The organism is Streptomyces sp. V4I23 (assembly GCF_030817975.1).
GTDB lineage: Bacteria > Actinomycetota > Actinomycetes > Streptomycetales > Streptomycetaceae > Streptomyces.
Genome location: NZ_JAUSZW010000004.1, coordinates 5,743,256 through 5,770,039, shown reverse-complemented (window position 1 = coordinate 5,770,039; position 26,784 = coordinate 5,743,256). Strand labels below are relative to the sequence as shown.

General features: G+C 72.1%; 21 protein-coding genes. 17 read left to right on the top strand and 4 right to left on the bottom strand.

Annotation, left to right across the window (positions count from 1 at the left end):
- Window positions 1-284 precede the first annotated feature (284 nt).
- The 6 genes from lpdA to QFZ82_RS28500 all read left to right on the top strand — a co-directional run bounded on the left by lpdA (window position 285) and on the right by QFZ82_RS28500 (window position 9,288).
- Window positions 285-1,673, top strand: coding sequence for a dihydrolipoyl dehydrogenase (lpdA, locus tag QFZ82_RS28525; protein WP_307715876.1), 1,389 nt, complete (start codon window positions 285-287; stop codon window positions 1,671-1,673).
- A gap of 92 nt (window positions 1,674-1,765) precedes the next feature.
- Window positions 1,766-3,550, top strand: a complete 1,785-nt coding sequence (gene sucB, locus QFZ82_RS28520) for a 2-oxoglutarate dehydrogenase, E2 component, dihydrolipoamide succinyltransferase (RefSeq protein WP_307715875.1) — start codon at window positions 1,766-1,768, stop codon at window positions 3,548-3,550.
- A gap of 100 nt (window positions 3,551-3,650) precedes the next feature.
- Window positions 3,651-4,274, top strand: a complete 624-nt coding sequence (locus QFZ82_RS28515; protein ID WP_307715874.1) for a GntR family transcriptional regulator — start codon at window positions 3,651-3,653, stop codon at window positions 4,272-4,274.
- A 434-nt stretch (window positions 4,275-4,708) separates the two neighbouring features.
- On the top strand, window positions 4,709-7,375 hold the full coding sequence (gene aceE / locus QFZ82_RS28510) for a pyruvate dehydrogenase (acetyl-transferring), homodimeric type (protein ID WP_307715873.1): 2,667 nt from the start codon (window positions 4,709-4,711) through the stop codon (window positions 7,373-7,375).
- A gap of 109 nt (window positions 7,376-7,484) precedes the next feature.
- Entirely contained in the window at window positions 7,485-8,303 is an 819-nt protein-coding gene (locus QFZ82_RS28505) for a MerR family transcriptional regulator (protein ID WP_307715872.1), read from the top strand.
- 19 nt (window positions 8,304-8,322) lie between these two features.
- On the top strand, window positions 8,323-9,288 hold the full coding sequence (locus QFZ82_RS28500; protein WP_307715871.1) for a YafY family protein: 966 nt from the start codon (window positions 8,323-8,325) through the stop codon (window positions 9,286-9,288).
- A 200-nt stretch (window positions 9,289-9,488) separates the two neighbouring features.
- On the opposite strand, the gene QFZ82_RS28495 is transcribed toward QFZ82_RS28500, so the two are convergent.
- The gene (locus QFZ82_RS28495; protein ID WP_307715870.1) at window positions 9,489-10,478 is read right to left on the bottom strand and encodes an SDR family oxidoreductase; all 990 of its coding nucleotides are present in this window, start codon (window positions 10,476-10,478) and stop codon (window positions 9,489-9,491) included.
- A 140-nt stretch (window positions 10,479-10,618) separates the two neighbouring features.
- On the opposite strand from QFZ82_RS28495, the gene QFZ82_RS28490 reads away from it, so the two are divergent.
- Complete coding sequence (locus tag QFZ82_RS28490) at window positions 10,619-11,137, top strand: DUF4240 domain-containing protein (protein WP_307717871.1); 519 nt, start codon at window positions 10,619-10,621, stop codon at window positions 11,135-11,137.
- A gap of 25 nt (window positions 11,138-11,162) precedes the next feature.
- Here QFZ82_RS28490 and QFZ82_RS28485 read toward each other — a convergent pair whose 3' ends face one another.
- Window positions 11,163-11,684: a GNAT family N-acetyltransferase gene (locus QFZ82_RS28485; RefSeq protein WP_307715869.1), complete on the bottom strand. Its 522-nt coding sequence runs from the start codon at window positions 11,682-11,684 to the stop codon at window positions 11,163-11,165.
- Between the two features lie 45 nt (window positions 11,685-11,729).
- On the opposite strand from QFZ82_RS28485, the gene QFZ82_RS28480 reads away from it, so the two are divergent.
- From QFZ82_RS28480 to QFZ82_RS28455, 6 genes are all read left to right on the top strand, one after another.
- The gene (locus tag QFZ82_RS28480) at window positions 11,730-12,629 is read left to right on the top strand and encodes a TIGR01777 family oxidoreductase (protein ID WP_307715868.1); all 900 of its coding nucleotides are present in this window, start codon (window positions 11,730-11,732) and stop codon (window positions 12,627-12,629) included.
- 128 nt (window positions 12,630-12,757) lie between these two features.
- A complete protein-coding gene (locus QFZ82_RS28475) occupies window positions 12,758-13,702 on the top strand; it encodes an RNA polymerase sigma-70 factor (RefSeq protein ID WP_307715867.1) in 945 nt (314 codons plus the stop codon).
- 113 nt (window positions 13,703-13,815) lie between these two features.
- Window positions 13,816-15,018, top strand: a complete 1,203-nt coding sequence (locus tag QFZ82_RS28470; protein WP_307715866.1) for an NAD(P)/FAD-dependent oxidoreductase — start codon at window positions 13,816-13,818, stop codon at window positions 15,016-15,018.
- Between the two features lie 320 nt (window positions 15,019-15,338).
- Window positions 15,339-16,661 (top strand): NAD(P)/FAD-dependent oxidoreductase, encoded by a 1,323-nt coding sequence (locus QFZ82_RS28465; protein WP_307715865.1) that lies wholly within the window; start codon window positions 15,339-15,341, stop codon window positions 16,659-16,661.
- Window positions 16,662-16,793: 132 nt separating this feature from the next.
- A complete protein-coding gene (locus QFZ82_RS28460) occupies window positions 16,794-19,058 on the top strand; it encodes a family 20 glycosylhydrolase (protein WP_307715864.1) in 2,265 nt (754 codons plus the stop codon).
- On the top strand, window positions 19,055-21,274 hold the full coding sequence (locus tag QFZ82_RS28455; protein WP_307715863.1) for an alpha-L-fucosidase: 2,220 nt from the start codon (window positions 19,055-19,057) through the stop codon (window positions 21,272-21,274). Before QFZ82_RS28460 ends, QFZ82_RS28455 begins: the two co-directional genes overlap by 4 nt.
- 95 nt (window positions 21,275-21,369) lie before the next feature.
- Here QFZ82_RS28455 and QFZ82_RS28450 read toward each other — a convergent pair whose 3' ends face one another.
- Window positions 21,370-22,818, bottom strand: coding sequence for a regulator (locus QFZ82_RS28450; protein WP_307715862.1), 1,449 nt, complete (start codon window positions 22,816-22,818; stop codon window positions 21,370-21,372).
- A gap of 306 nt (window positions 22,819-23,124) precedes the next feature.
- On the opposite strand from QFZ82_RS28450, the gene lipB reads away from it, so the two are divergent.
- The 4 genes from lipB (at window position 23,125) to QFZ82_RS28430 (ending at window position 26,215) form a co-directional block, all read left to right on the top strand.
- Window positions 23,125-23,922, top strand: coding sequence for a lipoyl(octanoyl) transferase LipB (gene lipB / locus QFZ82_RS28445; protein WP_307715861.1), 798 nt, complete (start codon window positions 23,125-23,127; stop codon window positions 23,920-23,922).
- 121 nt (window positions 23,923-24,043) lie between these two features.
- Window positions 24,044-25,027, top strand: coding sequence for a lipoyl synthase (gene lipA, locus QFZ82_RS28440; RefSeq protein WP_307715860.1), 984 nt, complete (start codon window positions 24,044-24,046; stop codon window positions 25,025-25,027).
- Window positions 25,028-25,279: 252 nt separating this feature from the next.
- A complete protein-coding gene (locus tag QFZ82_RS28435) occupies window positions 25,280-25,489 on the top strand; it encodes a hypothetical protein (protein WP_307717870.1) in 210 nt (69 codons plus the stop codon).
- Between the two features lie 18 nt (window positions 25,490-25,507).
- A complete protein-coding gene (locus QFZ82_RS28430; RefSeq protein ID WP_307715859.1) occupies window positions 25,508-26,215 on the top strand; it encodes a DUF4191 domain-containing protein in 708 nt (235 codons plus the stop codon).
- A gap of 75 nt (window positions 26,216-26,290) precedes the next feature.
- Here QFZ82_RS28430 and QFZ82_RS28425 read toward each other — a convergent pair whose 3' ends face one another.
- Window positions 26,291-26,758, bottom strand: coding sequence for an RDD family protein (locus QFZ82_RS28425; protein ID WP_307715858.1), 468 nt, complete (start codon window positions 26,756-26,758; stop codon window positions 26,291-26,293).
- Between the last annotated feature and the right edge of the window lie 26 nt (window positions 26,759-26,784).

The window sequence follows — 26,784 nt, the reverse complement described above, 5'->3', positions numbered from 1 at the left end:
TAGGGGGTCCCCCGCCCAGGGCCGCCAAGCCGTGGAAGGGTTCGAGGACACGGCGCGAAGCCCGGTACGGTCGGGCGCGCCCCCTGCCCCCCGGTATCCGCACAACGCGTTCAAGCTCACTATCTCAAGCTCCGGCCCCGCGTCCCGCCGTCCGCCGACAAGTGCGAAGATGGGTTCTCGGCAGGACAGGGCCCCCACCACAGGGCCGAAGACTAAGCGGCCGAACACCAGCCGCCGCCCGTCATCGACGACGGCGAACGGCGCACATGCATGGAGGACGTGACGTGGCGAACGACGCCAGCACCGTTTTCGACCTAGTGATCCTCGGCGGTGGTAGCGGCGGTTACGCTGCGGCGCTGCGCGGAGCTCAGCTGGGCCTGGACGTCGCACTGATCGAAAAGAACAAGCTCGGCGGCACCTGCCTGCACAACGGATGCATTCCGACCAAGGCTCTGCTGCACGCCGGTGAGATCGCCGACCAGGCTCGCGAGGCCGAGCAGTTCGGTGTCAAGACCTCGTTCGAGGGCATCGACATCGCCGGTGTCCACAAGTACAAGGACGACGTGATCTCCGGCCTGTACAAGGGCCTGCAGGGTCTGGTCGCCTCCCGCAAGGTGACCTACATCGAGGGTGAGGGCCGCCTGTCCTCCCCCACCTCCGTCGACGTCAACGGCCAGCGCATCCAGGGCCGCCACGTCCTGCTGGCGACCGGCTCCGTGCCGAAGTCGCTGCCGGGTCTGGACATCGACGGCAACCGCATCATCTCCTCGGACCACGCCCTCAAGCTGGACCGCGTCCCGCAGTCCGCGATCATCCTGGGCGGCGGCGTCATCGGCGTCGAGTTCGCCTCGGCGTGGAAGTCCTTCGGCACCGACGTCACCGTCATCGAGGGCCTCAAGCACCTGGTCCCGGTCGAGGACGAGAACTCTTCGAAGCTTCTTGAGCGCGCGTTCCGCAAGCGCGGCATCAAGTTCAACCTCGGCACCTTCTTCGAGAAGGCCGAGTACACCGAGACCGGTGTGCGCGTCACCCTCGCGGACGGCAAGACCTTCGAGGCCGAGGTGCTGCTGGTCGCCATCGGCCGCGGCCCGGTCTCGGCCGGTCTCGGCTACGAGGAGCAGGGCGTCGCGATGGACCGCGGCTACGTCCTGGTCGACGAGTACATGCAGACCAACGTTCCCACCGTCTCCGCGGTCGGCGACCTGGTCCCGACGCTCCAGCTCGCGCACGTCGGCTTCGCCGAGGGCATCCTGGTGGCGGAGCGGCTGGCCGGTCTCAAGACCGTCCCGATCGACTACGACGGCGTGCCGCGGGTGACGTACTGCCACCCCGAGGTCGCCTCCGTCGGTATCACCGAGGCCAAGGCCAAGGAGATCTACGGTGCGGACAAGGTCGTCGCCCTGAAGTACAACCTCGCGGGCAACGGCAAGAGCAAGATCCTCAAGACCGCGGGCGAGATCAAGCTCGTCCAGGTCAAGGACGGTGCCGTGGTCGGCGTCCACATGGTCGGTGACCGTATGGGCGAGCAGGTCGGCGAAGCGCAGCTGATCTACAACTGGGAGGCTCTGCCGGCCGAGGTCGCGCAGCTCATCCACGCGCACCCGACGCAGAACGAGGCCCTCGGCGAGGCCCACCTGGCCCTGGCCGGCAAGCCGCTGCACTCCCACGACTGATCAGTCCGGGCGCGACGACCACTTCCGCACCCTCCCCTCGCTCGTGCTTCGCACGAGCTGGGGAGACCCCACCGTAAGGAGCAACTGAAACCATGGCGGTTTCCGTAACCCTTCCGGCGCTCGGCGAGAGCGTCACCGAGGGCACCGTCACCCGCTGGCTGAAGGCCGAGGGTGAGCGCGTCGAGGCCGACGAGCCGCTGCTCGAGGTCTCCACCGACAAGGTCGACACCGAGATCCCGGCTCCGGCCGCCGGTGTCCTGGCCTCCATCAAGGTCGCCGAGGACGAGACCGTCGAGGTCGGCGCCGAGCTGGCCGTCATCGACGACGGCACGGGCGCGCCTGCTGCCGCCCCGGCTCCGGCCGCCGCCGAGGCCCCGGCCCCGGCCCCGGCCCCCGCCCAGGAGGCCCCGCAGGCCGCCCCGTCCACCGAGGCCGCCGCTCCGGCTCCGGCCCCGACGGCCGAGGCCGCGTCCGGCGGCGGTTCCGCCTCCGGCACCGACGTCGTCCTCCCCGCGCTCGGCGAGAGCGTCACCGAGGGCACCGTCACCCGCTGGCTGAAGGAGGTCGGCGAGGAGGTCACGGAGGACGAGCCCCTGCTCGAGGTCTCCACCGACAAGGTCGACACCGAGATCCCGGCCCCGGCTTCCGGCGTGCTGCTGGAGATCGTGGTCGGCGAGGACGAGACCGCCGAGGTCGGCGCCAAGCTGGCCGTCATCGGCGCTCCGGGGGCGGCTCCGGCCGCTGCCCCGGCTCCCGCCGCCCCGGCCCCGGCCGCCGAGGCTCCGGCCGCCCCCGCGGCTCCGGCTCCCGCGCCTGCTGCCCCGGCCGCTCCGGCGCCTGCCGCTCCGGCTCCGGCTCCGGCCGCCGCTGCCCCGGCCGCCCCCGCGGCTCCGGCTCCGGCGCCTGCTGCCCCGGTCGCGCCCGCCGCGCCCGCCGCCGTCGAGGCGAGCGACGCGTACGTCACCCCGCTGGTCCGCAAGCTCGCCGCCGAGAACGGCGTCGACCTCGGCACCGTCAAGGGCACCGGCGTCGGCGGCCGTATCCGCAAGCAGGACGTCATCGCCGCCGCGGAGGCCGCCAGGGCCGCCGTCCCGGCGCCCGCCGCCGCTGCCGCCCCGGCCGCGCCGCAGGCTCCGAAGCTGGAGGCGTCCCCGCTGCGCGGTCAGACCGTCAAGATGACCCGCATGCGCAAGGTCATCGGCGACAACATGATGAAGGCGCTGCACGGCCAGGCCCAGCTGACCTCGGTCGTCGAGGTCGACATCACCAAGCTGATGAAGCTGCGCGCCCGGGCGAAGGACGCGTTCGCGGCGCGCGAGGGCGTCAAGCTCTCCCCGATGCCGTTCTTCGTCAAGGCCGCGGCCCAGGCGCTGAAGGCCCACCCGGTCATCAACGCCCGGATCAACGAGGACGAGGGCACCATCACGTACTTCGACTCGGAGAACATCGGCATCGCCGTGGACTCCGAGAAGGGTCTGATGACGCCGGTCATCAAGGGTGCGGGCGACCTGAACATCGCCGGTATCGCGAAGAAGACGGCCGAGCTCGCCGGCGCCGTGCGCGCCAGCAAGATCACGCCGGACGACCTCGCCGGTGCGACGTTCACCATCAGCAACACCGGCTCGCGCGGTGCGCTGTTCGACACGATCATCGTGCCGCCGAACCAGGTCGCCATCCTGGGCATCGGCGCCACGGTCCGCCGTCCGGTGGTCGTGAACCACCCGGACCTCGGCGAGACGATCGCCGTTCGCGACATGACGTACGTCGCGCTCTCCTACGACCACCGTCTGGTGGACGGCGCCGACGCGGCCCGCTACCTGACGGCCGTCAAGGCGGTCCTGGAGGCGGGCGAGTTCGAGGTCGAACTCGGTCTGTAACCAGCCTCACGAACGGCGCCCCCGCTGGGAGTACATTCCGGCGGGGGCGCCGCCGTATTGTCTAGGGGTCACAGGTCGACGCGGCTTTAAGGAGCGCTCCATGACCGTCCCGGTCGTCCATTCGCTGCGCGATCAGATCCGCGAGCACATCGTGGAGGGGATCGTCAGTGGCCGCTGGAAGCCCGGGGAACGCATCGTCGAGCGCCGTATCGCGACCGAGCTGGAGGTCTCCCAGACCCCGGTGCGCGAGGCGCTGCGCGAGCTGGAGTCGCTGCGGCTGATCGAGTCGGCGCCCAACAAGGGTGTGCGGGTGCGGAATCTGACGGCCGCCGACCTGGAGGAGAGCTACCCGGTCCGGGCGGGCCTGGAGCAGATCGCGGCCGAACTGGCCGCGGAGCGGCTCGCGGACGACTGCTCGGCGCTGGAGCCGCACGTCACGGCGCTGTACGAGGCGGACCGCACGGGCGACTCGGCGGCCCAGGTCCGCCACACGGTGGCGTTCCACCGTGAGCTGGTGCGTGCCGCGTCCAACAAGGTCCTCCTGCACACCTGGGAGGGGCTCGGGATCGAGGTCTTCACGGCGCTGTCGATCCGGTGGCTGGGGACGGTGCAGAAGTCGTACGCGGAGGAGCACCAGGAGCTGGTGGAGGCGTTCCGCAGGCGCGACCCGTCGATCGGCACGCTGGTGAAGTCCCACGTGCTGGGCTGCGCCCCTCGCGCCTGACGGCGCGGGCACGCCCTCGGGTGTGGCCACCCCGCATGGCCCGACGGGCCTCTCGGGCATGACCTGATCCGTGGCCGCAGCGTCGGGCCGCTCCGGGGCTCGCATTCGGGACTGCTTTCACGAACATGCGTCGCGGTGACCGACGACGCCTTGCGTCCCGACCACGACCCCTGCGCGCCCCTGCCCCCGCCGGGCGGTAGGTGGCGGTCGATTGTCACGCTGCCCGGGGCCGGGTGCCGGGCGCCCGGAAAAGACCTATTCGTCGCGGCACAGGGTGCCCACTTTTGCGGCACGGGATGCCAATTTCTCCCCAGGCTTTGATCGATCATCGATCAGAGACTTACAGTCGTCGACGGGTTCACCAACCCTCGCCCTGTCCTGCCAGACACGGCACCCCCTTTCTCCACCCCCCTCCTGTCCGGAAGGCGGCGATCATGACCGACCCCGTAGGCAAGCTTCCGAGCGAGCTCGACCAGCTCCCGGACCGTGACGCCGAGGAAACCGCCGAGTGGGCGGCGTCCCTCGACGCCGTCGCGGAGCATGCCGGCCCGCACCGCGCCGCGTACCTGATGCGCCGCACTCTCCAGCACGCCGAGAAGGCGGGCGTCGCCCTGCCCCGGCTGCTGGAGACGGACTACGTCAACACCATCCCCACCTCCGCCGAGCCCGCCTTCGAGGGCGACGAGGAGATGGAGGCGCGCATCACCGCCTGGAACCGCTGGAACGCGGCCGCCATGGTGACCCGCGGCTCCCGCTTCGGCGTCGGCGGCCACATCGCCACCTTCGCCTCCGCGGCCTGGCTCTACGAGACCGGCTTCAACCACTTCTTCCGCGGCAAGGAGAGCGACGGCTCCGGCGACCAGCTCTACATCCAGGGCCACGCCTCCCCGGGCATCTACGCCCGCGCGTTCCTCGACGGCCGGCTGAGCGAGCAGCAGCTCGACAACTTCCGGCAGGAGGCGGGCGGCAACGGCCTCCCCTCCTACCCGCACCCGCGCCGCCTGCCCTGGCTGTGGGAGTTCCCCACCGTCTCCATGGGTCTCGGCCCGCTCTCCGCGATCTACCAGGCGCGCTTCAACCGCTATCTGCACAACCGCGGCATCAAGGACACGGCGAACTCCCACGTCTGGGCGTTCCTCGGCGACGGCGAGATGGACGAGCCCGAGTCGACCGCGGCCCTCGCCCTGGCCTCCCGCGAGCGGCTCGACAACCTGACCTTCGTCATCAACTGCAACCTGCAGCGTCTCGACGGCCCGGTCCGCGCCAACTTCAAGATCGTGCAGGAGCTGGAGGCCCAGTTCCGCGGAGCCGGCTGGAACGTCGTCAAATCGCTGTGGGGCTCGGCCTGGGACGAGCTGTTCCGGCTCGACACCACCGGCGCCCTCGTCCGCCGCCTCCGCGAGGTGCCGGACGCGCAGTTCCAGACGTACGCGACCCGCGACGTCGCGTACATCCGCGAGCACTTCTTCGGCGCCGAGCCCGCGCTCGTCGAGCTGGCCAAGCTGCTCACCGACGCGAAGATCGCCGAGTGTTTCTACACCTCCCGCGGTGGACACGAGGCCCGCAAGGTGTACGCGGCGTACAAGGCGGCCGTCGAGCACAAGGGCGCGCCGACCGTGATCCTCGCCCAGACGGTGAAGGGCTACACGCTCGGCAAGGGCTTCGAGTCCAAGAACGCCAACCACCAGATGAAGAAGCTGACGATCGACGAGTTCAAGGGCATGCGCGACCTGCTCGGGCTCCCGATCGCCGACAGCGCCTTCGCCGACGGCCTCGTGCCGTACGGCCACCCGGGCGCCGACTCCCCCGAGGTCCGCTACCTCCAGGAGCGCCGCGCCGCCCTCGGCGGCCCCGCCCCGGCCCGCCGGGTCCACGCGGCGTCGCTCCCGCAGCCGGAGGAGCGCGCGTTCAAGGCCCTGTACAAGGGGTCCGGCAAGCAGGAGATGGCCACGACCATGGCCTTCGTCCGGCTGATGAAGGACCTGATGCGGGACAAGGAGACCGGCAGGCGCTGGGTGCCGATCGTCCCGGACGAGGCCCGCACCTTCGGCATGGAGTCGCTGTTCCCGTCCGCGGGCATCTACTCGCCGCTGGGCCAGACGTACGAGCCGGTCGACCGCGACCAGCTGATGTACTACAAGGAGGCCAAGGACGGCCAGATCCTCAACGAGGGGATCACCGAGGCCGGCGCCATGGCCGACTTCATCGCCGCCGCGACGTCGTACGCGACGCACGGCGAGACGATGATCCCGTTCTACATCTTCTACTCGATGTTCGGCTGGCAGCGGACCGGCGACCAGATGTGGCAGCTCGCCGACCAGCTCGGCAAGGGCTTCATCGTGGGCGCGACGGCGGGCCGTACGACCCTGACCGGTGAGGGCCTCCAGCACGCGGACGGCCACTCGCACCTGATCGCCGCCACGAACCCGGCGTCGCTGAACTACGACCCGGCCTTCGCGTACGAGGTCGCGGTGATCGTCAAGGACGGTCTGCGCCGGATGTACGGTCCGGACGCGGAGGACGTCTTCTACTACCTGACGGTCTACAACGAGCCCAAGCCGCAGCCCGCCATGCCGGAGGGCATCGAGGAGGGCATCGTCAAGGGCCTGTACCGCTTCAAGGAGGGCTCGGCCGAGGCGGACGCGCCGCGCCTGCAGCTGCTCGCCTCCGGTACGGCCATCCACTGGGCGCTCGAGGCCCAGGAACTGCTGGCCGCCGACTGGAACGTGGCCGCCGACGTGTGGTCCGCGACCTCGTGGGGCGAGCTGCGCCGCGACGCGCTGGAGGCCGACGAGGCCCTGCTGCGCGGCGAGCAGCGCACGCCGTACGTGACCCAGGCGCTGGAGGGTGCTCCGGGTCCGGTGCTGGCCGTCTCCGACTGGATGCGGCAGGTGCCCGACCAGATCAGCCAGTGGGTCGAGCAGGACTGGTCGTCGCTCGGCACGGACGGCTTCGGTCTGTCGGACACCCGTGAGGGCGCGCGCCGCCACTTCGGCGTCGACGCGCAGTCGATCACGGTGGCGGCGCTGGCCCAGCTGACCCGGCGCGGCGAGGTCCCGGCCTCGGCCGTGAAGGAGGCGCGCGAGCGCTACGGCCTGTGAGGCAGGCCCTGTAAGGCAGGCTCCGAGGCCCCCGGCGACCGCTGTCGCCGGGGGCCTCTGCGTGATGCTTGACCCTGACACCGTGTGAAGCCGTGCACTGGGAGACGTCATGTTCACCATCGGAGACTTCGCCCGGCACGGCCGTGTGTCGGCCCGGATGCTGCGCCACTACGACGCCATCGGGCTGCTGCGGCCGGAACACACCGACCCTTTCACCGGCTACCGCTACTACTCCGCGGCCCAGCTCGCCCGCCTCAACCGTCTCGTCGCCCTCAAGGATCTCGGCTTCACCCTGCAACAGGTGCGGGAGATCCTGGAGGACCGCGTGAGCACGGAGGAGCTGCGCGGAATGCTCAAACTGCGGCAGGCGGAACTCGAGGAGTCGATGGCGGCGGCCGCCGCGCGGCTGGCGCAGGTCGAGGCGAGGCTCCGGTCGATCGAGAGCGAGGGCCGCATGCCCACCCAGGACGTCATGATCAAGAGCAGCCCCGCGGTGCGGGTCGCCGAGCTGACCGCCGTCGCCGCCGGTTACGGGCCGGAGCACATCGGCCCCGTGATCAGCCCGCTGTACGACGAGCTGTTCCGCCGCCTGAAGGCGGCGGGCGTCACTCCGACCGGGCCCGGTATCGCGCACTACGAGGACGCGCCCGAGGGCGACGGCGCGATCCTGGTGCACGCCGGGTGCACCGTCTCGGCCGGCCAGGCACCGGGCACGGACTTCACCGTCGTCGATCTCCCCGCCGTCGAGCGGGCGGCGACGATCGTGCACCGCGGTCCGATGGACGCGATCGTGCCCACCGCGCAGAACCTGGCGCAGTGGATCGAGGCGGGCGGGCACCGCTCGGCGGGGTACGCCCGGGAGGTCTACCTGGAGTGCCCTCAGGACAAGGAGAAGTGGGTGACGGAGCTCCAGGAGCCGCTGGCCTGAGCTGCGCGACAATGCCTGCATGCGCGCTGCCCGGCTGATCAAGATGGTGCTGCTGCTCCAGGCCAGGTCCTCCATGACCGGGGCCGAGCTGGCACGGGAGCTGGAGGTGTCCGAGCGGACCGTGACACGGGACGCGCTCGCGCTCTCCGAGGCGGGGGTGCCGGTCTACGCGGACCGTGGGCGGAGCGGGGGCTACCGGCTGATCGGCGGGTACCGCACCCGGCTGACCGGCCTCGGGCGCGACGAGGCCGAGGCCCTGTTCCTGTCCGGACTGCCGGGCGCGCTGCGGGACATGGGCCTTCAGGACGCGGCGTCCGCGGCGCGCCTGAAGGTGTCCGCGGCGCTGCTCCCGTCCTTGCGGGACGCCCCGCACTCGGCGGCGCAGCGGTTCCATCTGGACGCGCCCGGGTGGTACCAGGAGCCGCGGACGCCGGAGCTGCTGCCGCTGATCGCGGAGGCGGTGTGGGCGGACCACCGGATCCGGGCGTCGTACCGCCGCCGGGACACCGAGGTGGAGCGGGAGCTGGAGCCGTACGGTCTCGTGCTGAAGGCGGGCGTCTGGTACTTGTGCGCCCGCGCGCAGGGGTCGTTCCGGGTGTACCGGATCGACCGGTTCTCGGCGGCGGAGGCGGACGGGGAGGTCTTCGAACGGGACGAGGACTTCGACCTGCCCGGCTTCTGGGCGGAGCGCGCGGCCGAGTTCGCGCGCTCCATCCTCCGCGCGGAGGTGGTAGTGCGGGTGACCGAGGCGGGCGCGGAGCGCCTGCCGTACGTGACGGACCGCTCGGCGGCCGAGGAGGCGCTCGCCGCCGCGCCCCCGCCGGACGCCGTGGGCCGCGTGACGCTCACGCTCCCGGTGGAGTCCCTGGACGTGGCGTACTCGCAGTTGCTGACGCTGGGCGCGGAGGCGGAGGTCCTGGCGCCGGCGGCGCTCCGGGAGCGCTTCGCGACGACGGCGGCACGGCTGCGCGACCTGTACGCCTGACGGCCCCGCGCCGCCGCGGCAGACCCCCGGGCGCGCCCGTGCCCGGACCCCCGCCCGACGCCACCGCGCCGCCGAGGCAGACCCCCGGGCGCGCCCGGCACCGGCCACGGGGCGGTGAAGCAGGCACGCCGCCCGTGGACATGGGCGCCCGCGCGGGCGGGGCCCGAGAGGCGCGATGCCCCCGGGCCCCGCGCCGAGGGTCAGCGGTACGCGTCCACGCGCGGGCTCTCGCCCGCCTTCTCCGCCAGCATGAAGCCCCAGACGTCCGGGCGGCTGCCGTCCGTGTCCGTGACGCCGTACTCCTTGGCCAGCCGGCCGCTGTCCAGCGATGCGCCGTTCCAGCGGGCCCGGTCCGGGTCGGCGGCCAGGGCCGCCACGCCGCGGCCCAGGTACGCCGGGGACTCGGACAGCGCCCAGTGCCGCTGCTTGGCGATGCCGTCCCGCCAGGTCTCCTCCGTGAGGCCGAAGATGTCCAGCATCTCCTCGGAGCGGAGGAACCCCGGGGTGACCGCCACCGCCGTCGCGCCCACCTCCTTCAGTTCCTCGCCGAGGAGGTACGCCATGCGGATCGGCCCGTTCTTGGCAAGGTCGTAGTAGAAGTTCTCGCGGCGCTCCCTGTTCGTCTCCGCGGTGCCGTCCGTCACCTCGACGACCAGGCCGCCCGGCTCCCGTACCAGCAGGGGCAGCGCGATGCTGCTCGTGATGATGTGCGTCCGCACCCCCAGGTCGATCATGCGCAGGCCGCGCTCGAGGCCGACGTCCCACATCCTGGTGTCGAAGTCGAGCAGGAAGTTCCCGCCCCAGACGTCGTTCACCAGGATGTCCAGGCGTCCGTGGTCGCGGTCGATGCGTCCGACCAGCGACCGGACCTGGTCGGCCTCCAGGTGGTCGGTGGGGACGGCGATGCCCGTCCCGCCCGCGGCGGTGACGAGTTCGGCGGTCCCCTCGATCGTCTCCCCTGCGCGGCCCACCTCGCTGACGTGCTCGCGGGTGGTGCGGCCGGTCACGTAGACCGTGGCGCCCGCGGCGCCGAGTTCCACGGCGATGGCGCGGCCCGCGCCCCGGGTCGCGCCCGCGACCAGCGCGATCCTGCCGTGCAGCGGCCGGCCCGGAGGGCCTGCCGGCGACTCCTGCGAAGGGTGGTGCAGGGGCTTGTCCACGGATCCGTTCAACGGCTCGTTCGTCGTCATGGAGCGACCGTCGCACGGAATCCCGACACCTTCTGTCCGGCATTGCCGCCCATCGCCCCGATGGACCGCTCATCTCGATACGGCCGCTTTCCCCGGCTCCGCGTGCGCCGCCCTCCCCCAGACACGATGCTTGTCCCGTGATGGACGAGACGGAGTTCTGGGAGATCGTCGACAGCACCCGTGAGGCCGCCGAGGGCGACCCCGAGGACCATGCCGAGCTGCTCGTCGAGCGGCTGCTGCAGCTCGATCCCGACTCCGTGCTGGACTTCGCCCGGCACTTCGAGGCCCGCTACAACCGCGCGTACACATGGGACCTGTGGGGCGCGGCGGCCGTGCTGCTCGGCGGCGCGAGCGACGACGCGTTCGACTACTTCCGCTGCTGGCTCATCGGCCAGGGCCGCGAGGTCTTCGAGGGCGCGGTGCACGACCCCGACTCGCTGGCGGAGCTGCTGGACGACTTCGACGAGGACATCGACGGAGACGGCGAGGAGCTGGGCTACGCGGCGGACGAGGCGTACGAGCAGCTGACCGGTGTCGACGCGCCGGACCTCGGCATTCCGGTGCAGGCGACCGAGCCGGCGGGCGTCCCGTTCGCCTTCGACGACGATGCGGCGCTGGCGCGGCGCCTCCCGCGCCTGTGGGAGCGTTTCGGCGGCTGACCGCCCGGCAGTACGTCCGCGCGGGTCACGCCTTCAGGGAACGGCCCATCAGGACGTCGTCCACGTAACGCCCCTCCAGCAGGAACTCGCCCGGCAGCACGCCCTCGACCCTGAAGCCCTCCGCCTCGTACAGCGCCCGCGCCGGGGCGTTGTGGCCGAGGACGCGCAGGGTGAGGCGGATGGCGCCCTGGCGGCGCGCCTCGTCGCACGCCGCGCGCAGCAGGGCCCGGCCGACGCCGCGGCCCCGCGCCCGGTCGGCCACGGCGAGGCCCTGGATCTGGCGTACGTGCCGGTTGCAGGCGAGGGGCGTCGGCCGCACGAGGCGGATGTAGCCGAGGAGCGTGCCGTCGGTGTCCTCGGCGACCAGGAAGTCCTCGGGCCGGTGGGAGGCGTCGAAGAACGGCCCGTACGGGGGCTCGGGCCGCGGCTGCACGGCGTGCAGGGGCGACCAGGTCGCCCGGTCGATTTCGCCGAGGGCCGTGTCGTCGGCGGCGCGCGCGAAACGTATCGCCGGGGCTATCGCGGGACGTGTGTGCGACTCGGGCATGGGGGCAACTGTGCCATGCGGTACGGGCGGGGCAGGATGGGGACCATGCAGAGATCGCGTATCGCCGTCACCGGCGCCTCGGGGCTCATCGGCAAGGCGCTCGTGCGCTCGCTGCGCGCGGACGGGCACGAGGTGGTGCGGCTGGTGCGGCACCCGTCCAGGGCGGGGGACGAGGTCGAGTGGGACCCGCGGCGGCAGTACGTCGACGTCGCGGGCCTCGTGGGCTGCGACGCGGTCGTGCACCTCGCCGGCGCGGGGGTGGGCGACCGCCGCTGGACGCAGGCGTACCGCAGGGAGATACGCGACAGCCGGGTGCTCGGCACGGCGGCGATCGCCGAGGCGGTGGCCTCGCTGGACACCCCGCCGAAGGTGCTGGTAAGCGGCAGCGCGGTCGGCTTCTACGGCGATACGGGGGACCGCCCGGTGGACGAGGACGCGCCGCCGGGGGAAGGTTTCCTGCCGGGCGTGTGCGTGGAGTGGGAGGAGGCGGCGGCGCCCGCGCAGGAGGCGGGCGTCCGTACGGCGTTCGCCCGCACCGGCCTGGTGGTGGCGCGGGAGGGCGGCGCGTGGGGCCGGATGTTCCCGCTGTTCCGGGCGGGGCTCGGGGGACGGCTCGGCAGCGGGTGCCAGTACTGGAGCTTCATCGCGCTGCACGACGAGGTGGCGGCGCTGCGGCACATCCTGGACACGGAGTCGCTGTCGGGCCCGGTGAACCTGACGGCGCCGGAGCCGGTGACGAACCGCGAGGTGACGGAGGCGATGGGCCGGGTCCTGCACCGCCCGGCGCTCTTCGCGGTCCCGACGCCGGTGCTGCGGCTGGTGCTGGGCGAGATGGCCTCGGATGTCCTGAGCAGCCAACGCGCTCTGCCGGTCCGCCTGTTGGAGTCGGGCTTCTCGTTCGCGTTCCCTCACATCGACGACGCCATCCGCGCGGCCCTGCGCTAGCCGGGGTCTGTCGTCGATGTGATCTCGGCCGGTGGGTCTGACGACAACTCCTGGACCGGGCCCGGATGTTCACCGGGGCGCGCTGTCCCGCCTGCCGTTCCGCCCTGGCGGCGGCTAGGATCGCGAACATGGCCCTGATCATGAGTGACGTGGACCGGTTCGAGGCTGCGAGGCCCCGGCTGGAGGCCATTGCCTACCGGCTGCTCGGCTCGGCGAGCGAGGCGGAGGATGCCGTGCAGGAGACGTTCCTGCGCTGGCAGGCGGCTGACGTCGAGCGGATCGAGGTGCCTGAGGCCTGGCTGACGAAGGTCCTCACCAACTTCTGCCTCAATATGATCGCTTCGGCACGTGCCCGGCGTGAGACGTACGTGGGAAGGTGGCTCCCCGAGCCGCTGCTCGCCGGGGACCCGATGCTCGGCCCGGCCGACACCGCCGAGCAGCGCGAGTCGGTGTCGTACGCCGTCCTCGTCCTGCTGGAGCGCCTGTCGCCCAACGAGCGGGCGGTGTACGTGCTGCGCGAGGCCTTCGACTACCCGCACCGGGAGATCGCCGAGATCCTGGACGTCACCGAGGCCGCCAGCCAGCAGATCTACCACCGGGCCAAGAAGCACGTCGCGGACGGCAGGGCGCGCACCGAGATCGACGCGGCCGCCGCCCGGAGGATCGTCGAGGAGTTCCTGGCCGCGGCGACCAGCGGCCGTACCGAACCCCTCGTACGCCTGCTCACCCAGGACGCCGTCTCGGTCGGCGACGGCGGCGGGAAGGTGCCGGCACGCGCGAAGGCGTTCGAGGGTGCGCTCGCGGTCGCGAAGTTCCTGCGCGGCCTGTTCAAGCCCAGCGACGCCAAGCGGGCCTACGTCGGCGGCGCGCCCGAGATCTACGCCACGACCGCCAACGGCGAGCCCGCCATCGTGGCGGTCGTGGACGGCCGGGTCGTCGGGATCACGTGCCTGGAGGTCACCGCGGACGGCATCACCGCGATCCGCAGCCAGGTCAACCCCGACAAGCTCGTCCGCGCGACCGAGCAGTGGGCCGCCGCGGACCACGGGGGCACTCCGCTCTACACCCTCTGAGTCGATGTGACGTGCTTCACATCCCGAGCCTGTCAGGAATCGCAGGGCTGCCCGGTTCAAGTGGCGAAACCGCGCAGGACAGCGGCGGAACCCTCGCAGACAGGAGCAGGCCCATGCAGCACCGCATCGTCGTCCTCGGAGCCGGCTACACCGGAGCCGTCGCCGCCGGCCGCCTCGCCCGGCGGCTGCACCGCGATGACGTCGCCATCACCCTCGTCAACCCCGAGTCCGACTTCGTCGAGCGCGTCCGGCTGCACCAGCTCGCGGCCGGCCAGGACCTCAGGCCCCGGCCGTTCAGCGAGATGTTCGCGGGCACGGGCGTGGCGCTGGAGCTCGCGAAGGTCACCGCCGTGGACGTGGACCGCAAGACGGTGACGGTCACCGCCGTGAGCGGCCCCGAGCAGGAGGAGCTGGAGTACGACACTCTGGTCTACGCCCTCGGCAGCGGCTGGAACGACGGAGGCGTCCCCGGCGTCGCCGCACACGCCCACGAGGTCGCGAGCCGCCCCGGCGCTCTCCGCCTCCGCCACCGCCTGGCCGCCCTGGACGCCGGCCGGCCCGTGGTCGTGGTCGGCGGCGGCCTGACCGGCCTGGAGGCCGCGACCGAGATCGCCGAGACCCGCCCGGACCTCGACGTCGCCCTGGCCGCCCACGGCGCCCTCGGCGACTGGCTCTCGGACAAGGGCCGCGCCCACCTGCGGAAGGTGGTGGACGAGCTCGGCATCACGGTCCACGAACACGCCGCGGTCACCGCCGTGGAGGCGGACGGCGTGACGACGGCCGACGGCCGGACCGTCCCCGCCGAGGTCACGGTGTGGACCACCGGCTTCGCCGTCCACCCGATCGCGCGGGCCACCACCCTGGAGGTCACCGACCGCGGCCAGATCGTGGTCGACAGCACGATGCGCTCGGTCTCCCACCCGGACGTGTACGCCGTGGGTGACGCGGCGATGGCGATCGGTCCGAACGACAAGCCGCTGCGGATGTCCTGCGCCTCGGGCGTCCCGATGGCCTGGCAGGCCGCCGACGCCATCGCCGCCCGCCTCGCCGGCACCAAGGTCCCCCACGTCTCGATCCGCTACTTCCAGCAGTGCGTCTCCCTCGGCCGCAAGGAGGGCCTGGTCCAGTTCGTCACGGCCGACGACCGAGCGGTCGACAGGGCCCTGACGGGCCGTGTGGCCTCCCTCTACAAGGAACTGATCTGCAAGGGCGCGGCCTGGGGCGTCGCCAACCCGACAGCGGGCATGCCGTCCCGGCGCCGGCGTGTCGTACGGCAGGAGACCCCGAGCCGTGCACGGGCGGAGGTGTCGGCCTGACCTCGCCCATGCCGAACTGCCGGTATCGGCCGACGTGGTGAACGCGTCGGCCGATACCGGCCGGAGCCGACTCGGACACACCGTCCGAAAGAGCATCCCGGCGCTGGGCCTGGAGCGCGCCGTGCGGCTCACCGACCGGGTTGCGCACCGAGACGCTCCCGGACGACGAACGCCGTGCGCCCCCGCGCTCCGGTGCTCCGTCGTGTGCGCGACTGCAGGTCGGGGTCCCGGTTCCTAGTCTCGGTGCGAACTCGGGTATTCCACGGGCCTGATGGGGGCATGAGGTTCCCACCAGCCGCGCCGACCTCGGGGAGGGGCACGTGCTCAGCACCGCTCAGCATGCGGATCACGCGGACGTCGTCATCGTCGGGGCCGGGATCGCCGGACTCTCGGCAGCTCATCGGCTCACCAGTGCAGGGGTGACGGTCAGGGTCCTGGAGGCCGCCCCGGTCGTGGGCGGGCGCATGGCCACCGAGCGGGTCGACGGATTCCGGCTCGACCGCGCAGGTCAGTTGCTCAGTACCGCGTTCCCGGAGCTGCGGCGCACCGCGCTGCGCGACGCCGAACTGCGGTTGTTCTCGCCCGGTGTGCTCGTGCACGCCGAAGGGCGGCTCCAGCGGACCGGAGAGGTCGGGACGTCGCCGCACGCCGCCCGGGGCGTAGGGGTCGCATTCACCGTCGCGCGCGCCCTCGCGAGCGCCCCTCGGCCGCGGCATCTCGACCAGGCCCGGCTGGGGGCGTCGCTGGCGCGGCTCGCGGGCACCTCCGTACGGCGGGTGCTGGCCCGGCCGGAACGCGCCGCCGTCGACGCCCTCCACAGCCGTGGACTGCCCGCCCGTACGGTGCACGGCTTCCTGCGCCCCCTGCTGGCCGCGCTGCTGTGCGACCCGGAGCTGACCACCTCCAGCCGGTGCGCCGACCTGGTGCTGCGCGGTTACGCGCGCGGCAGGCTGTGCGTCCCGGCGGGCGGGGCGTCCGCCCTGCCCGAACTGCTGGCCGCCGCGCTGCCGGAGGGGACGGTCCGCACGGGCACACGGGTCACGGACATCGCGACCAACAGGGTCACGACCGAGGAGCACGGCGAGTTCCGCTGCCGTTCCGTCGTGGTCGCCACGGACGCGCGGACGGCGGCGGATCTGCTGCCGGGGCTGCGGGTGCCCTCGTTCCGGCCGGTGACGGTGGTGCACCACACCGCGCCGGAGCCTCCGCTGACCGATCCGTCGCTGGTCCTGGACGCGGACCGCGTCGGGCCCGTCTCGCACACGGCGGTGATGAGCGAGGTCGACCCGTCCCGCGCCCCCGAGGGCAGGGCACTGATCTCCTCCACGGTGGTGGGAGGCTTGCCGGACGACGTGGACCGGCAGGTGCGACGCCACCTGGCGACGCTGTACGGGACGCCGACGAACGACTGGGAGCTGCTGAGCGTCCATCACGATGCGTCCGGTATAGCGGAGATGAAACCGCCGCACGACCTGCGCCGCCCGGTGCGTGTGCTGGCGGGGCTCTACGTCTGCGGCGACCACCGGGACACGGCGACGGTCCAGGGCGCGCTGTTCTCGGGCCGCCGGGCCGCGCACGCGCTCCTGTCGGACCTCGGCATCCGGCCGGGCCGCGTGACGCCCGCGCTGGAGGCGGCGGCCTGAGTCCCCCGGGGCGGCCGCCGCCGCCCTCGGACGACTCGCTCCAGAAGTCCAAGCGATACATCCGACCTCTCCCTTGTCAGAGGTCCGACCCCGCACTACGTTCCCGGTGTCCCTTGATGCCGGGAGGCAGTAGTGCGACGCTTCACGCCCATTTTCACTCTCACCCTGAGCCTAGTCATCGGAGCTATCGCTCCCTCGGGTGCCACGGCTGCCGACCAGCCGCAATCAGCCGGACCACCCCCGAACGTCGTCCCGCGCCCGACCGAGTGGTCCGATCTCGGCGGCACCACGGCCCTCACCCCGAACACCCGCATCCTCGTCGACCCGCACTCCCGCGCGCTGAGCGCGCTTCCCGCAGGGCGGGCCGAATTCCCCGGCCCCGCACGCCAGTCGGTGCGGGAGCTCGCCGAGCAGCTGCGCGGCGAGATCACGCGCACCAGCGGCTTCACACCCCGGATCGGTTCGGCGACCGAACAGGCCGCCGCCGGCGACATCGTGCTGCGCCTCGCCTCCGAACCGTCCGAGGCCACCGACACCGCCGCCGGCACCGCCCCCGGCTCCCCGCTCGGCGCCGAGGGCTACCGCTTCGACAGCAGCGGAGCCGTACGCATCGAGGCCGCGTCCACCCACGGCCTGTACTACGGCACCCGCACCCTGCTCCAACTGCTGCGCGCCACCGAGGCCCGCCACCGCTCGCTGCCGCGCGCCCGCGCCACGGACCGGCCGTCCCAGCCCGTGCGCCTGGTGCACCTCGACGCGGGCCGCAAGTACTGGCAGATCCCCTACCTCGAGAACCTCATCCGCAGGATGGGCGACCAGAAGCTCAACACCCTCTTCCTGCATCTGTCGGAGTCCGAGGGCTTCCGGCTGTACAGCCCGAAGTTCCCCGGCCTCGCCGACCCGGACCACAGCTACAGCCGCGCCGACATCGAGCACCTCAAGGCGTTCGCCGCGCGCCACCACGTCCAGCTGATGCCGGGCCTCGAAATACCCGGGCACGCGACCGTGATCAGCGAGGCGTTCGGCATCGGCTTCGGCGCGGGAGCGAACCCCTGCACCGGGGCCCACACCCACTCGCACCTCACGCCGGACTGGATCGTCGACATGACCAGCCGGAAGGCGGTCGAGAAGTCGAAGGAGATCGTCGACGAGTTCGCGGGCTGGTTCGACGCGCCGCTGTTCTCGATCGGCGCCGAGGAGGTCCCCGGTCAGCTGGCCAACTGCCCGCGCGTCAAGGAGTTCCTGGCCGCGGACCCCGAGGTGACCACGCTCGGCGACCTGCTCAACCGCTACATCAACACCCTCGACGACGTCGTCACGTCCCACGGCAAGCGCACCGCCGTCTACAACGGCTCCGAGCACATGACCGCGCCGCAGCAGAGGGTCGACGGCCCGGTCGTCTTCCTCACCTGGGAGGGCACCGGCGACCGGCCGGCCGTCCCCGGCCACGACGAGATCGCCATCGGTCCGTTCTACGTGACGCCGAACAACTACCACAACAAGTACCCGAACGAGCCCTGGATGTACGGCGCCTGGGCCCCGAGCACCGCATCCGACATGCTCGGCTCCGGCCTCGTCAACTGGGCCGACTACAACTTCTGGTCGCGGGACGGGTACTTCGAGCAGCACATGGCCGGCCCCCGCGCGATCCTCGCCGACCGCACCTGGAACGCCACCGCCGCCCCCGACGCGCTCGACGGCTTCCGCGCCCGCGCGGCCCGCGTCGGCGACCCGGCCGGCCTGCACACCGCTCCTGCCGCGCCCCGCACCGACGACGGCCGGCCGAGCCACCACTGGACGTTCGACCCGGCGCCGTACCCGAGCGGCTGGACGTACGCCGGCAGCCCAGGCAACACGCTGTACGCCGAGGACACGGCGGGCGACCTGCCCGGCACCTCGTACATCATCAACAACCCGTCGCCCGTCACCGGCGGCGGCGCCGAGGGCGGGGCCTGGCGGTTCGACCACGACCGCGACGGCGTCGGCTTCGGCGGCCTCGACGCGGCCGAGCCGTGGACGGTGTCCGTGCGCGTACGCCCCACCGCCCGCACCGCCGACCAGGTGCTCCTCAGCTCGAAGGCCGGGGCACTCAAGCTGATGCAGTACGGCACCGGACGCGTCGGCATCACCCGGTACGGCAGCGCCGACCACTCCTTCCCGTACACGCTCCCGCTCGACCGCTGGACCCGGCTGACGTGGGTGACCGAGCCGGGCCGCACCACGCTGTACGCCGACGGCGAGCGCGTCGGCGCCGTCGAGGCGTCGGTGCCGCTGCCGCTGCGCTCCATCGGCACCGAGAAGGTGGGCCTGCGCGGCGACCTCGACGAACTCCTCACCTGGGACGAGGCACTGAGTCCCGAACAGGTCCGCGACCTCTTCCGAAGGGATGCACAGTGAGACGCACCGCGACAGCGGCGGCCCTGGCCGCCTGCACAGCACTGCTCCTGACCCCGCAGGCCACGGCCGCCGACGACAAGGAGCCCGTGCCCGACTACGAACCCACCGTCGCATCGCTCAACAGCCACCCCACTCCCCAGTGGTTCGAGGACGACAAGTTCGGCATCTTCATCCACTGGGGCGCGTACTCCGTGCCCGCCTGGGGTCCGCGCGGCAGCTATGCGGAGTGGTACTGGAACTACATGAACGCGCGTGGCAGCGCGACCCACACGCACCACCGTCAGACCTACGGCGCGGACGCCGGCTACGACGACTTCATCGGGCAGTGGAAGGCGGAGAAGTACGACCCGGACGACTGGGTGAAGCTGTTCAAGGACGCCGGCGCGAAGTACTTCGTGCTCACCTCCAAGCACCACGAGGGCGTCGCCCTGTACGACAGCAAGGTGTCGGGCCGTGACACCGTCGGCCTCGGCCCGAGGCGGGACCTCGCGGGCGAACTGTTCGCGGCGGCCCGCAAGGACCGCCCGGGCGAGCAGCTGAAGGCGGGCTTCTACTACTCGCTGTACGAGTGGTACAACCCGTCCTACACCGGCCGCCCGGCGACCAACCCGTACACCGGCGCGCCCGTCCCCTACACCGGCGCGCCTGCCGTCGGCGACTACGTGGGCGACTACATGGCCCCGCAGATGCGAGAGCTCATCGACCAGTACGACCCCGACATCATCTGGTGCGACGGCCAGTGGGAGAAGCCCGCCTCCTACTGGAAGACCGCTCCCGTCCTCGCCGACTACTACAACCAGGCGAAGAACCGCCCGGAGCCGAAGGAGGTCGCGGTCGCCAACCGCTGCAAGATCGAGACCGGCGCACTGGACTCCCGCGAACTGGACTTCCAGACGCCCGAGTACACGGTCAAGGCGGACATCGACCCCGACAAGTGGGAGGCCAGCCGCGGTATCGCCCACTCCTACGGCTACAACCAGAACGAGCCGGAGGAGGACCACCTGACCTCCGACCAGCTCGTCGACTCCCTCGCCGACATCGTCAGCAAGAACGGCAACCTGCTGCTCGACATCGGCCCGCGCGCCGACGGCACCATCCCGGACATCCAGCGGCAGCGGCTGCTGGACATCGGGGCGTGGCTGAAGACCAACGGGGAGGCGATCTACGGGACGACGTACTGGCACCACGCGGAGGAGCCGTCCGGCGACGACGACATCCGCTACACCGCCAAGGACGGCGCCCTGTACGCGACGGCGCTGAAGTGGCCCGGCGAGGAGCTGACGCTCGGCTCCGACACCCCGGTCACGGCGGACTCCGGGATCACCCTGCTCGGCTCGGACGCCGGGCCGCTGCCGTGGAAGCGGGACGCACAGGGCCGGGTCGTGGTCTCGACCCCGGCGCGGGCGGGCGAGCACGCGTACGTGTTCAAGGTGACCACGCCGGGCGTGAACAACCTGGTGCGCACGCGCACGGAGCTGCCTCGGGAGCTGAACCCGGGGCGCGCGGCGGACGGTGACCTCACGGTCACCAACACGGCCCGCCGCTCGGCGCCTTCGACGCGGCTGCGGCTGAGCGCCCCCGAGGGCTGGACCGTCACGCCGTCCTCCGCCCGGATCGGCCCGCTCGGCCCGGGAGCGGACGCGAAGGTCCCGTTCACGCTCACGCCGCCCGCGTCGGCCGAGCCGGGGACGTACGCGCTGGACATCACTCTGCGGTACGGGCTGCTGACCACGACGACGAAGGTGAAGGTGACCGTCGCCCGGGAGAACCTGGCGCAGGGCCGGCCCGCGACGCAGAAGTCGACGGCCTGGGACGCGCCCGCCTCACGCGCCGTGGACGGCGACACGGACGGCGCCTTCGGCAGCGGCTCCGTGACGCACACCGCGGAGCCGTCGAACCAGGCGTGGTGGCAGGTGGACCTGGGCACGAGCGCGCGCGTGGACCAGGTGCAGGTGTGGAACCGCACGGACTGCTGCGCGGACCGGCTGAAGGACTTCTGGGTGCTTGCCTCGGCGAACCCGATCACGGCGGACGGTCTGGACGCGGCACGCAGCGCCCCCGGCGTGACGGCGGTCCACGTCACGTCCCAGGCGGGCCGCCCGACGACGGTGACGCTGCCGCCGGGCACGGACGCGCGCTACGTGCGGGTGCAGCTGGCGTCGCCCACGAGTCCGCTGTCCCTCGCGGAGGTCCAGGTCCGGGGATCGCGCCCCTGACCTGGATGGGGCTACCGCCCACGGCCGCCAGGCCGTGGGCGGAGGGCGAGTGGGGGGCACGCCCGCCGCGGGCGTCACCCGCCCGGGGCGGGACGTCACCCCAGCGCCGCCACCCGGTCGCGGTAGGTGCGGACCGGGCTCGCGTCCCGGTACGGCTCCAGGCGGCGCTCGAACTCCCGCACGTACTCCGACGCCCGCGCCGACCGCATCTCCGACGCCTGCAGCGCCGCCTCCGCCCCCAGCGCGCACGCCTGCTCCAGCTCCCCCAGACCCAGGCGCGCCGTCGCGAGGACCACACGGCAGAACAGCCGGCTGCGGGCGAAGGCGGGGGCCCGCAGCCGGAGCGAGCGCTCCGCGTGCTGGACCGCCGTGCGGTACTGCTGGAGATCTCGGTGGCAGTGCCCGATCTCGTCGGCGAGCTGCGCCTCGTCGAAGAAGCTCGCCCAGTGCGGCACGTCGTCGCCCGGCCTGGCCGACTCCAGCGCGCGCTCCGCGCGGGCGAGGGCCGCGTTGCAGGCCCGCGCCTCGCCGAGGACCCCGTGGGCCCGCGCCTCGGCGGCGTTCAGCAGCGCCTGCACCAGCGGCGGTGCCGAGGAGCCCACGCCCTGCTGCGCGACCCGGGTCAGCTGGACCGCCTCGCGGCCGTGCCCGAGGTAGACGGCCTGGCGGCTCATGGTGACGAGCACGTAAGAGCCGTACGCCCGGTCCCCGGCCGCCTGCGCGAGCCGCAGCGCCTGGACGAAGTACCGCTGGGCGAGGCCGTGTGCCGCTATGTCGTACGAGGTCCACCCGGCGAGCCGGGTCAGGTCGGCGGCCGCGGCGAAGAGCCGGCGGCCCAGCGCCTCCCCGTACGTGCCGCGCAGCATCGGCTCGGCCTCGTGCTCCAGGTAGCGCACGAGGGCCTGCCGGGCGTGGCCGCCGCCGTAGGCGTTGTCGAGGGCGCGGAACAGTTCGCCGACGGAGCGCAGGGCGGAGATGTCGCCGCCGGAGACCTTCTGGCCGGGTCCGCGATCGGTGCCGCGCTGCCGGGGCACGATGACGCGGCCGCCCTGGAGGGGGACCCGGCCCGGTCCGCCGTGCGCCGTCTCGCCGCGGCCCACCCGCTCGTCGGCGCGGCCGATCAGCCAGTCCCGGCTCGGCACGACCAGACCGGCCGGGGTGAACGCGATCTTCCGCAGTTCGGCGTGGCTGCCGGAGTCCTTGCGCCACAGCCCGCTGACGATGTCCACGGCCTCCTCGGGCGTGGCCGCGAACTCCAGGCCCGCGTAGACCGGCGCGCAGGCGTCCAGGCCGAGGTCCTGGGCGGACAGCCGCCGCCCGAGCCGCCGGGTGAACACCTCGGCGATCAGCGCCGGGGTCGTACCGCGCGGCTGCTGACCGCGCAGCCAGCGCGTGACGGAGGTCTTGTCGTAGCGCAGGTCGAGGCCGTGCTCCAGGCCCAGCTGGTCGACTCTGCGGGCGAGCCCGGCATGGGAGAAGCCCGCCTCCGCGATGAGCGCGGCGAGCTGCCGGTTGGGGGTGCGCTGTGGGGCTCGTTCCGTCATCTGCTGTCGGGTCTCCTGCCTTCCGGGCCGGGAGCAGCCCATGGGGGTACCTCCTGGGGGTCCCGCCAGGCGTAGCTCTGGGGGAGAAGCCCTGGGGGAGGAACGGCGCGAATTTAGCGGCCCGCCCGGCCCATTCCGCCGCCTTCGCCCCACATTCATCCGATCGTGTGAGGATTGGCGGCGGCAGTGACAGCTGCGCTGACGGACGCGGGGCGGGAGCCACCTGCCCGGTCACCTGCTTCCGGGCCGCCGTACAGTGGCATGGGCCCGGATTACTGCTGGGCGAAGGTTCGAGGAGGCACAGCCGTGAGTGAGCTGCGGTTCGTCCGACTGGGGTTCGGCGAGGACGCCGTCGACTACCAGGAGGCATGGCAGAAGCAGCGCGAGGTCCACGCCGCCCGCTTCGCGGACGAGATCCCGGACACCTGTCTGCTCCTGGAGCACCCGCCGGTCTACACGGCCGGGCGGCGCACGGAGGACAGCGAGCGCCCCCTGGACGGCACGCCCGTCATCGACGTGGACCGGGGCGGGAAGATCACCTGGCACGGCCCCGGCCAGCTGGTGGGCTACCCGATCCTGAAGCTGCCGCGCCCGGTGGACGTCATCGCGCACGTCCGCCGCCTGGAGGACGCGCTGATCGGCACCTGCGCGGAGTTCGGCGTCGAGACGAGCCGGGTGGAGGGCCGCAGCGGGGTGTGGGTGCTCGGGGACCCCGTGGAGGAGCGTCCCTCGCTCGGAGGGCTCTCGCTCGACTTCGACCCGCGACTGCACGACGAGGAGTTCGACCCGCGCATGAACGGGCCGGAATACGCCCCCTCCAACGCCGGCCAGCGCCGCGAGGACCGCAAGCTCGCCGCGATCGGCATCCGGATCGCGAAGGGCGTGTCGATGCACGGCTTCGCCCTGAACGTGAACCCGGACAACACCTGGTTCGACCGGATCGTGCCCTGCGGCATCCGCGACGCGGGCGTGGCCTCGCTCGCGAACGAGCTGGGCCGTGACATCACGATCGAGGAGGTGCTCCCGGTCCTGGAGAGGCATCTGCGCGAGGTCCTGGAGAACGCGGAGCCGCGGCCCCGCGTGATCGAGAAGGCGTCCGCCTGACGGCTGCCGGCGGCCCTGGGGAATGCGTCCCTCTGGCCACGGGTTGGCCACACGTAAGGCCGCACTTTTAACGGGCGTACTCTGGTGTTCGCCGAAGAATCGAAGCTGTAGGGAGCCGGTCGTGTCCGCAGTCGCACCCGACGGACGCAAGATGCTGCGCCTGGAGGTCCGGAACAGCCAGACCCCCATCGAGCGCAAGCCCGAGTGGATCAAGACCCGGGCGAAGATGGGCCCCGAGTACAACCAGCTGCAGAAACTGGTCAAGAGCGAGGGTCTGCACACGGTCTGCCAGGAGGCGGGCTGTCCCAACATCTTCGAGTGCTGGGAGGACCGCGAGGCCACGTTCCTCATCGGCGGCGACCAGTGCACCCGCCGCTGCGACTTCTGCCAGATCGACACCGGCAAGCCGCAGGCCCTCGACCGTGACGAGCCGCGCCGCGTCGGCGAGTCCGTCGTCACGATGGACCTGAACTACGCCACCATCACCGGCGTCGCCCGCGACGACCTGGAGGACGGCGGCGCCTGGCTGTACGCCGAGACCGTGCGCCAGATCCACGCGCAGACCGCCGGCCGCGAGGCCGGCCGCACCAAGGTCGAGCTGCTGATCCCCGACTTCAACGCCGTGCCCGAGCAGCTGGCCGAGGTCTTCTCCTCCCGCCCCGAGGTGCTCGCGCACAACGTCGAGACGGTGCCGCGCATCTTCAAGCGCATCCGCCCCGGCTTCCGCTACGAGCGCTCGCTCGAGGTCATCACGCGCGCCCGCGAGGACGGCCTGGTCACCAAGTCGAACCTGATCCTCGGCATGGGCGAGACCCGCGAGGAGGTCAGCGAGGCGCTGCAGCACCTGCACGACGCGGGCTGCGAGCTGATCACGATCACCCAGTACCTGCGCCCCTCCGTGCGCCACCACCCGGTCGAGCGCTGGGTGAAGCCGCAGGAGTTCGTCGAGCTGCAGGAGGAGGCCGAGGAGATCGGCTTCTCCGGTGTCATGTCCGGTCCGCTGGTCCGTTCGTCGTACCGTGCCGGCCGCCTCTTCCAGCAGGCGATGGAGGCCCGGGGCACCGCGACGGCCACCGACTCCGCGCAGGCCGCCCAGGCCGTGTGAATTCAGGCACAAGCAACTACCGGCCAGTAAAGGCCAGTTGGGCGCGGCCCGCATCCTCCCCGCAGGTCGGGGACGTGGTGCGGGCCGCGTCCGCGTTCAGGACGGCTTCGCAGGGCACCCATCGGTGTTTCATCGGCGTTTGACCACCTGGTCATGCCCTGGTAACACCGAACAGTGACGCTGAATGCACGCACAGCTCCCACTCATCGACTCCCGCCCCGAGGGGGGACCTTCACGATGCCGACCTCCAGCATGCAGGCCGCACCGGTACGTCCCGTGATCGCCACAGCCATCCCGTCCGTCACCGACGCCCTGCGCGCCATGGAGTCCCTGCTGCTCGGCGGCGGCCAGCGCACCGCCCGCCGCAACGCCTGGTCCGCGGTGCTGGAGGACCGGCGCCGGGCCAAGGACCGCGTCGAGGTCCAGCACGTTCTGGAGGCCGTGGCTGCCCGCACTTCTTAGGCCACGTAAACTTCAGGTATGGCGAGGAAGGCAAACTCAGACAGCGCTGACGCTGCTGCGAACCCCGGGCGACTGAAGCAGATCGCCCTGACGTACAAGATGACCCGTAAGGCCGACCCCAAGGTCGGTCTTGTCGTCGCGGCTGTGGGAATCGTCACCTTCGGTGTCTTCCTCGCGATCGGTTTCTTGATCGACCACCCCATCTACCTGGGCATCCTGGGCTTCCTGCTGGCCTTCCTGGCGATGGCGATCCTCTTCGGACGCCGCGCCGAGCGGGCGGCCTTCGGGCAGATGGAGGGCCAGCCGGGCGCCGCCGCGGCGGTCCTGCAGAACGTGGGGCGCGGCTGGACCACGACTCCCGCGGTGGCGATGAACCGCAACCAGGACGTGGTGCACCGCGCGGTCGGCAAGGCCGGCATCGTGCTGGTCGCCGAGGGCAACCCGAACCGGGTCAAGACGCTGATCGCGGCCGAGAAGAAGAAGATGAACCGGATCGTCGTGGACGTCCCGGTGCACGACATCCTGGTCGGCAACGGCGAGGGCCAGGTGCCGCTGAAGAAGGTGCGCACCACGATGCTCAAGCTGCCTCGCGTCCTCAGCGGCCCGCAGGTCACCTCGACCAACGACCGGCTGCGCGCGATGGGCGACCTGATGAGCAACATGCCGCTGCCGAAGGGCCCGATGCCCAAGGGCATGCGGATGCCGCGCGGCGGAAAGATGCGCTGACGCATCCAGGACACGAGAGAGGCGGCCGGGACGATGTCCCGGCCGCCTCTCTCGTTCTCCGCTGTCCTGCGCGGCTCAGATCCTGACCTGGACCGCGCGGGCGAGACGGTCGTGCAGGCCGCGGCCGTCGCGGTCCCAGACGAGCGCCGGCACGGCGAGGCACAGCAGGACGCTGCGGACGACGACCCGGCCGAAGCCGAGACGGCCGCCGTTCTCGGAGACGACGCGCAGTCCGAGAAGCCGCTTGCCGGGGGTGCACCCGACGGTGCCGACGGTGAGCACGCTCATCACCAGGAAGACGATCAGGGTGCGGTTGGACGTCGCCTGCTGGTTACTGCCCGCGAACAGTCCGTATGCGATCAGGAAACACAGTCCCCAGTCGAGGAACAGCGCTCCGAAGCGACGTCCGAGGGGCGCCACGGAGCCCGGCCCCGTCTCCGGCAGACCGAGCCGCCGGCCCCGGTAACCGAAGTCGACACCCATGTCCTCGGCCGCCGCGCGGGGCCCGGAAAGCCACGATCCGATTGCTTGCCTGTTGTCCACCCGACCACGGTACTGCGCCCGCTTTG